The organism is Photobacterium sp. R1, from assembly GCF_054600795.1.
Genome location: NZ_BAAHZP010000883.1, coordinates 1 through 243, shown reverse-complemented (window position 1 = coordinate 243; position 243 = coordinate 1). Strand labels below are relative to the sequence as shown.

The following is a 243-nucleotide window of genomic DNA, read 5'->3' as shown; positions in this document are numbered from 1 at the left end:
GTCAATCCCGTTAGGGATTGCGAAAGCGGTGAAACAAGGCACTCGCTTCGATATCTGGAGCATCGCACTGGTGATCACCGGCAATGCAATTCCAGGGTTTCTGTTCGCCATCGTGATAATCATCTTTTTCGCCAGTGGGAATAAATTCAGCTGTTTCCCGTTACGGGGGATCTATTCTTCAGATTTTGATCAGATCACCTGGTATCAGCAAATCGGGGATTAATTCTGTCATTTGACCCTGCC

1 pseudogene is annotated in these 243 nt (G+C 47.3%); it reads left to right on the top strand.

Annotated features, from left to right (window positions below):
- A pseudogene (locus ACYP03_RS27600) lies at positions 1–220 on the top strand (microcin ABC transporter permease); the annotation flags it as partial.
- Between the last annotated feature and the right edge of the window lie 23 nt (positions 221–243).